The 7,149-nt window shown below is 56.9% G+C and carries 7 protein-coding genes; 5 read left to right on the top strand and 2 right to left on the bottom strand.

Annotation, left to right across the window (positions count from 1 at the left end; all coding sequences use genetic code 11):
• Window positions 1–40 precede the first annotated feature (40 nt).
• Window positions 41–1,654 carry a D-alanyl-D-alanine carboxypeptidase family protein gene (locus tag INT29_RS19670; protein ID WP_193073243.1) on the bottom strand — a complete coding sequence of 538 codons (1,614 nt, stop codon included), beginning with the start codon at window positions 1,652–1,654 and terminating at the stop codon, window positions 41–43.
• Window positions 1,654–2,097 carry a hypothetical protein gene (locus INT29_RS19665; RefSeq protein WP_193073242.1) on the bottom strand — a complete coding sequence of 148 codons (444 nt, stop codon included), beginning with the start codon at window positions 2,095–2,097 and terminating at the stop codon, window positions 1,654–1,656. Before INT29_RS19665 ends, INT29_RS19670 begins: the two co-directional genes overlap by 1 nt.
• A gap of 188 nt (window positions 2,098–2,285) precedes the next feature.
• On the opposite strand from INT29_RS19665, the gene INT29_RS20835 reads away from it, so the two are divergent.
• From INT29_RS20835 to INT29_RS19645, 5 genes are read left to right on the top strand one after another with little or no spacing between them, the layout of a single operon-like run.
• Window positions 2,286–2,903, top strand: coding sequence for a DUF6668 family protein (locus INT29_RS20835; protein WP_413463175.1), 618 nt, complete (start codon window positions 2,286–2,288; stop codon window positions 2,901–2,903).
• 2 nt (window positions 2,904–2,905) lie between these two features.
• Window positions 2,906–3,187: a hypothetical protein gene (locus tag INT29_RS19660; RefSeq protein ID WP_193073240.1), complete on the top strand. Its 282-nt coding sequence runs from the start codon at window positions 2,906–2,908 to the stop codon at window positions 3,185–3,187.
• A gap of 13 nt (window positions 3,188–3,200) precedes the next feature.
• Window positions 3,201–3,896, top strand: a complete 696-nt coding sequence (locus INT29_RS19655; protein ID WP_193073239.1) for a hypothetical protein — start codon at window positions 3,201–3,203, stop codon at window positions 3,894–3,896.
• Window positions 3,889–5,427 carry a hypothetical protein gene (locus INT29_RS19650; RefSeq protein WP_193073237.1) on the top strand — a complete coding sequence of 513 codons (1,539 nt, stop codon included), beginning with the start codon at window positions 3,889–3,891 and terminating at the stop codon, window positions 5,425–5,427. The genes INT29_RS19655 and INT29_RS19650 overlap by 8 nt, the downstream gene beginning before the upstream one ends.
• A gap of 5 nt (window positions 5,428–5,432) precedes the next feature.
• On the top strand, window positions 5,433–6,947 hold the full coding sequence (locus tag INT29_RS19645) for an SCO6880 family protein (RefSeq protein ID WP_193073236.1): 1,515 nt from the start codon (window positions 5,433–5,435) through the stop codon (window positions 6,945–6,947).
• Window positions 6,948–7,149 lie beyond the last annotated feature (202 nt).

The following is a 7,149-nucleotide window of genomic DNA, read 5'->3' as shown; positions in this document are numbered from 1 at the left end:
ATTCGGTCGCCCAACGGGCTCCAGGGACGCAACTTTAAGTTTATTCGTGACCATAATATTCCCAGTGCCACGCTTCAGCGTTGCGCTGTCCTTGTTTCGCCCAGTCGGGGTGTTGCCACCCGAACTTGCCTGCATTCTTCTTCATCCATTCGTGTTGTGGAGTGCCGAACCTGTTGATGCCGGACCCATAGTCAACGGCTAGCGCCCAACCATGGTTGGATTTGCCCGGAGTCGCTGCCATACCCGGGGGCTTAGTCTCGAACAGATGTTCCTGTTCCTCATAGTCGCGGTACGCATCGGTAATGCCCATGTCGGTGCCGAACTCGTCTTTAAATGAGTTGTTCATCTTCATGAGCGCGTCGGCGGCATCGCCGCGCAGGAACTCGTCACTGGCCCAGGGAATGGGTTTAAGTTCATCGGTAGGGATGCGTCCGTTGTCATGGCCTCCCCATGGCCCGGGCTTGTTCTTGCCCTTCTTCGGCGCATCGTCATCTCCCCCTCCATCTTTCGGGCAATCAATAGGCATATCAACTCCGCCACCACCTTTGGCTTCTCCGGGGTCGCCGTCGCCATCGGCATTGAACGACAGGTGATTGTGATCGCGGTGGTTGGCGGTGTCGCCTCCACGGTCTTCCATATCGCGCCAGCTTGGATCGTCTTTCTCGAAGTTGTAGATACGCTGATACCAGATCACATATTTGACGTTGAGTGCTTCGTGGTTGTCGATGACATACTTCGCAACTTCGTCACCCAGCTGCTTGCCCTCATCATCGAGTGGCACCATCACGTCAATAGCAAGGCCGGATGGATGGCCTTCTTTGTCTCGTGAATTTCCGGCTCGATAGCCACCGATGTTGGTGATGTCGAATTCCTCGGAAATGGTTTCAGCGGCTTCCTGTACGTGTGGCTTAACTGGCCCGAGGTCGAGATCCGTGCCCTTTTGTGGAAGTGATATGTCGCCGCCAGCCTGCGGGTCTGCACCCTTTGGCTGCGCGCCGACGTCAGTCTTCTTAATATCAACTCCACCCCATGCTTTCGACTTTTTAGCGATGCGGGGGATGTAGGTGTCCTTGGTGGATGCTGGAATTTCAGGGTAGGACTCCACGCGGCTGAAACCCGCGTTGTGAGCGACAAGGAGCAGTTCGAGGTCCGAAGCGTCAGCGGCTCCTGAGTCGGGGTGGTCTTCCTTGTATTTGTGGATTTTATCGATGTTTTCATCCCACAATTTCGCTGCGTACTCAGCGTGGATTAGGGGGTCTTGAATGTCGGGGGTGCCGTTGTCGTTCTCATCGGCATTCCAGTCATGACCATAGATACGTTTCCACTCGTGCCGGTTGATCTGAGTCAATCCCCTGGTGCCGCCGTTTGAGTCTCCCGCAGTCGTTCCGGGGTCAAATCCTGATTCCGCGAACATGTCAGCTGCTGCGAACGCGACTGGGTAGCGGTACTCACCGGAGTTGGCGAGCTTTTCAACCCAGGGGACGGCTTTGGTTGGAATCTGGTCGGGGCCATTGCCAATGGCATCATCTTTGAAGCCGGGGTCGCGGGGCCCAGGTTCTGCCCCACCAGCACACTCTCCGCCAGAAAAGAGAATCACGACCACCACCGGGATGATCAGTACAAAGGCGACGAGGCCGACGAACGCTTTCTTCATCAGTCGTACTCGCCGGAATCGGGAGTGGTTATGTCATCAACGACATAACTGCCGCCAGTGTCTCCTTCGAGAACAAGAGTGAGGGTGAACTGCCCGACAGACGTGTCAATGAAATAGCGCAGACCTTGCTTGTTGTCGGATACGAGTTGCGGTGTTCCCGTGATGTTGCCTTCCGGGATGTTGTCGACGTTGGAATCTTCGTAGTGATATTGCGCATCCATGCTCAGGTATGGGGAAAGCGCGTCGAACCATTCGGCGGCGGAACGATCGGTATCGAAATATTCCGTCATGACGGTCACGACGGTTTTTGACGCTTCCGCGTGCAGGTCTGTAGTCGGGACCTGCTGCGATGGCGATACCGCCGTGGGTGTCGTGCTGGGAGTCGCTGATGGTGGCGTTTGAGTCGGCTGAGAACAGGCCGATAGTGTGGTGATCATTGCCACAGCGACTACGCCTGTTACAGCCCGGTTTGTCCTCTGAATACGCATGATTCCACAGTAGACGGGCGCGCCTTAAAGCGTCAACTTCCGAAACATTGATGAATGTGCAATTAGTACGTACTTTAAGAGTTGACACTGGCCTCTGAAACCGTAGACTGATACGGCAAGGGAACCGTAGAAATCAGGTATCAATGAGCACAAATCCGTTCATTCCAACTGAAACAGCTCCGCCACCACCTGAGCTGGAGGTGCCGGATGACCTTATGGGTGATCGCGTGGCCTGGGCAGGCCCGGAATCACCAGCAGGTGACGCCTCCGTTTCCACCGAGTCCAGGCCGTGGCCACAGCAAGAGGTCACCGCCTTGACCGACGTGATGGTGATGGGCCTACATGGAGGCGCAGGAGCATCGACCGTAGCGCGACTTCTCGAAGACCGTGCCACAGACGTTGGTACGAGTTGGCCAACTGCTGGAGGCTGGACACGTCCGCGCCCAGTCCTCAACGTCCTAGCGGTCTGCCGTACAGATCACGTTGGGCTGACGGCAGGCATGGAGTTTGCCAGGCAATGGGCCAGGGGAAGTCTGACCGACTCTCGGCTACTCGGCATTCTCATTATTGACGATGGTCCGAAGCTCTTTGACTCGCAGAAACGTGCCGCTCGCAAGCTGGGGCAGATGACCCCACATGGATGGCATCTGCCCTGGATAAATGAGTGGCGCATCGACTTTCCAGATGCTGGCCGGCTCCCACGCCGGATTCGCAAAACTCTCAACACAATCGTGTCGTTGACAGAACCAAAGGAGAAATAACCATGCTCGATCTACTAGCACCTTCCCTGGACATGATTTCGGCACTACCGAAAGTCAATCCTGAACAGCCTCCCGGCACGGACGGCTTCACGAAGCTGTTGAACTGGCTTGCCTGGGGAGCCATCATCTGCGGTTTGGCCGGGTTCTTCATCTCGGCAGGCTTTCTCGCGTTCGCCGCATTCACCGGCAGAGAAGCGACCGGCTTCAAGGGGCTGGTCATCTCGATCATCTGCTGCATTCTGGTGTCAGCCGCTGGCGTGATCCTCGCAGTATTCGTTAAGTAGGGAGAGAGCGCGCATGTCCAAAGAACCATTCAGCACACAGTTCAACACCTGGTGGGTTTTGTCTGCGGCCCTCATTGCCGGCGTTCTCGTCTTTGGCGGCATCTTCCTTGGAATGAATTGGAACTCAGATGATAAGGACGAGGAGGCAGCGCCCAAACCCGTCGAAACGACAGCGACTGCACCCAAAGATGAGGGTGGGGGTGGGTGCAATGTCCCTGCCGACGATCAGCAGTATCCGACTAAAGCACCTGAATCTAAGTGGGAACTGTACGAAAATGTGACGTCGTTGCCAACATCAAGCAGTTATGGACCGACGCAAAAGGACGGCGCATTTTGGCACTGCTTCGCGCACTCACCCACGGGAGCACTGTTTGCCAGTATCAACCTGACCACTGCGTTCATTACCGGACACGAGTATCAAGCCGCTGTCGATACACCTGGTGCGCGCGAGATATTCGATGAAAATAGTTCGGTAGCCGATAGTGAGGGGTCGGCTGTTGAGATCGCTGGTTTTCAGATCGAGTCGTATTCGGATTCAGCGGCCACAGTGAAGCTTTTGGTCAACGTCAACGGACAGCTTGGGTCCATGCCGACCGAACTGGTGTGGGACGAAGACGCTGATGACTGGCGCTGGGATGCGGAAAATATGACACCACCTGAACCTGTCGAGAACGACGACGGGTTTACACCTTGGAGTCCACGTGGCTAAGTGCGAGAAACAGATCTGGGAATGGGGATACCTCGACTGCAAGGCCAAAGAAAAGGTTGGCGACGGAGTCGGAGACATCCTTGATGGCCAGATGAAAGAGTTCGCGCAGTCCCTGTCGGACATGGTGGCCGAAGTGATGAAATGGTTCACTTCGTGGTGGATGAAAGCTCCAGCACCCGATTTGGATTCTCCGGCAATCGCTCAAGTGACCGGGGATCTGTCTTGGTACACGGCTGCATTTGCAATCGTGGGCCTATTGTTCGCTGTGGTTCGGCTGGTGATGTCACAAGACCTCAAAACGCTAGTGGGCAGCGCACTCCAACCGATTGTGAACCTCGTCGTCGTAACTGCTTGTTATGCCACGGGGCTGGGGATCCTCCTCAAATCAGGGGACGCGTTCTCAGAGTGGATTCTCGATAGAGCGACCACCGGAGTAGCAGGAGGCGCGGATCTTTCGACCCTTGTCGTGCTCGGCCCGTCTTTGGGCATCGGCCCATGGATCATCTTCGCACTACTGGCACTATTGAGTTCGACCGTCAACGTTGTTTTCATGTTCGTCCGAAATGTTTTGATGACCGTGATGATGGTATTTATTCCGACCTTAGCCGCAGCATCAGGAACTGAGACTGGTAAGCAGGCGTTCAGCAAGGCCAATGGATATCTACTGGCTTTTGTCCTGTTCAAGCCAGTTGCAGCGGTGATTTACGCGTTGGGATTGCGCATTGCCAACTCACCGCTGACTTCAGACCCGGAGAGTGACTCGGTACTCGGTGACATTGCCCAGTCCGCGATCACGGCAATGGTGGGGCTGACAATCCTCACGCTCGCTGCCCTGGCTCTGCCCGCGCTGATGAAGTTCCTCATCCCTGTAGCTGCTACTGGTGCGGGAGGCTTCTCCGGTGGTGCAGCTCTTGCAGGTGCAGTCACCATTGGTGCCGGTGCCGCAGTCCTCGCATCAACGGGCGGCGCAGGAGCCGGGGCCGGTGCGGGAGCAGGGTCCAAAGCGGCAGCAGCTCAGGGCGAAAGTAGTGCTGCGACACAAGGTGGCACTGGAACCGGTTCGGGAAGCACCCCTCCGGGTGGAGGCGAATCACCGGCTGGAACCGGTTCGGGCAGCACCCCTCCGGGTGGAGGCTCATCATCGTCTGAGGGCGGTTCGAGTGCACCTGAATCATCAGGTTCAGGCTCTGGCGATTCCGGCGGCGAACAGGCCGGTGCAGGAGCACAGTCTGAGTCAGGCGATTCTAGCGGAGATAGCGGGGGTGAAACCTCGGTAGCTGGTGCAGGTGCCGGTAGTGAATCGGCTGGAGGCAGTGGCGGAGATAGCGGGAGTGAAACCTCGGTAGCTGGTGCAGGTGCCGGTAGTGAATCGGCTGGAAGCAGTGGCGAAGATGCTGGCGCGACTGGTGCAGGCTCCGGGACTGGTGGAGGTGGCCGGTCGATAGCTGACGCGGCAGCAGTCATGGGAGCAGTCTCAGATGCCACATCGGGTGCAGGCTCTGGCGTCGAAAAAGCGATTGAAGACGAGTGAGTGATATGAGTTCAGAAGTCGAACCACAGCCGGGAACCTTCGGCAATATCTCAAAGCCGGGTCCTTCAGGGCTGCTCAACCTTCCGATAGGTGTCACTGTTTCCCTCGTGCCATTCATCGTCATCATCATTCTGATGATGACGAAGCAATGGCTTCTCCAGGCGCTCATTGTCGCAGTTGTCGGCATTGTGCTGATCGTCTTGCTCCTCGTTACACGAAAAGAAGACCGCTCAATCTATGGACGGATGATGTTGAAATTTGCTCAGCGCAGAAAAGAAAAGACCGGAAAGCACATCTATCAGTCGGGACCGACTGGAAAGACTCGTGACGGCAGGTGCCGTCTACCCGGCTTGCTTGCTCCGTCTGAGATGAGTGAGCATACCGATCCATACGGCAACACGTTTGCTCTTTTGCGTGTCAGCGGACAGGGGGTTAAGAACTATTCTGTCGTGTTCATTGCCCACTCGGATGGTGACGAGCTCCAGTCCGAGGAACGCGTCAACTCAATGGTCGCTCACTGGGGTGCGTGGCTTGCCCAGCGCGGCGTGGACGATGGGGTCAAGGGTGCACAGGTCACCGTTGAAATTGCCCCGGACACAGGATTGCGGCTACAGCGCATGATGAAGACTAACCAGGCACCGGGTGCAGCGGAGTTCCCCGCACAGGTTGCGGAGGCGATTCAGGAGGAATATTCGGGTGGTTCGCCACAGATCTCAACGTACATTTCTGTGACGTTCGATGGACGGTCTATTGACGGGAGCGGAAAAGACCGGGGAGTCGATGAGATGGCAGAGGACATCGGTAACCGGCTCGCCATGATCCGCGGCGGTCTGTCCGACACCGGGGCTGGCACGGCGGTGAGAGCTTGCACTGCCCAGGACCTCATCGACTACACCCGTGTGGCTTATGATCCGACAGTCGCTGCGCAGGTCGAGCAGGCACGTGCAGAGGGCGGAACGGGGTTGGACTGGGAAGATGCCGGCCCGACGTTCGCTTTGGATGCGTTCGACCATTATCGCCATGATCGGGCGGTTTCGAAATCGTGGACGATGTATCGCGGTCCTCGTGGTCTCTTTTACAAAAATGCACTGCGACGCGCGACACAGCCGACCGAGGGTGTGTTGCGCAAGAGAATCACCATGCTCTATCGGCCAGTGGCCGCTGAGCGGACCACCGATGTGGTGGAACGCGGTGTCAATGATGCCCAGTTCGAAGGGTCTCAGCGGCATCGCCCCACTGCGCGTCAGCAGATTCGTCGCGCGGCGGCGCAGAAGTCAGCGCATGAGGAAGCACAGGGCGCCGGTGTGACTCGGTTCGGGATGGTGATCACTGTGAGCTGTGCCGATTCCAGCAAGTTCAAGCAGCTCGAAAAGCAGATTCCAGGTCTCGTGACTTCGGCTCGGCTGAAAGTCCGTCAGGCTTTGGGCAATCAGGCCGTGACCTTTCAGTCAGGTCTGCCGTTAGGTCTGGTCGTGCCCGACCATATGCTTCTGCCCGATGAAGTTCGCGATTGGATGTGATGAGCGATGTGGACGTTTTTGGATAGGGATGACGAGCGAGCGGTCAACGACGCACGTGACGGTCTGAAATTGTCTCTCACTCGCCGTGAGGCTAGGAATATGCAACGGCAGGCGGCACGTGAACATAAGCGTGCCACTAAGGAACCTTGAGGTTCCCCGCAAGTCGTGGACACGTGTGCTACGTCACGCAGCCTGCGTAGAC

Origin of the sequence: Brevibacterium sp. FME37 (assembly GCF_014897485.1) — a bacterium.
Classification (GTDB): Bacteria; Actinomycetota; Actinomycetes; order Actinomycetales; family Brevibacteriaceae; genus Brevibacterium.
This window is presented reverse-complemented; position numbering and strand designations above follow the sequence as displayed.

Coding starts and splice junctions, on each gene's coding strand:
- INT29_RS19660 (WP_193073240.1), top strand. CDS start 2,906: ATGCTCGATCTACTAGCACCTTCCCTGGACATGATTTCGGCACTACCG.
- INT29_RS19655 (WP_193073239.1), top strand. CDS start 3,201: ATGTCCAAAGAACCATTCAGCACACAGTTCAACACCTGGTGGGTTTTG.
- INT29_RS19645 (WP_193073236.1), top strand. CDS start 5,433: ATGAGTTCAGAAGTCGAACCACAGCCGGGAACCTTCGGCAATATCTCA.
- INT29_RS20835 (WP_413463175.1), top strand. CDS start 2,286: ATGAGCACAAATCCGTTCATTCCAACTGAAACAGCTCCGCCACCACCT.
- INT29_RS19670 (WP_193073243.1), bottom strand. CDS start 1,654: ATGAAGAAAGCGTTCGTCGGCCTCGTCGCCTTTGTACTGATCATCCCG.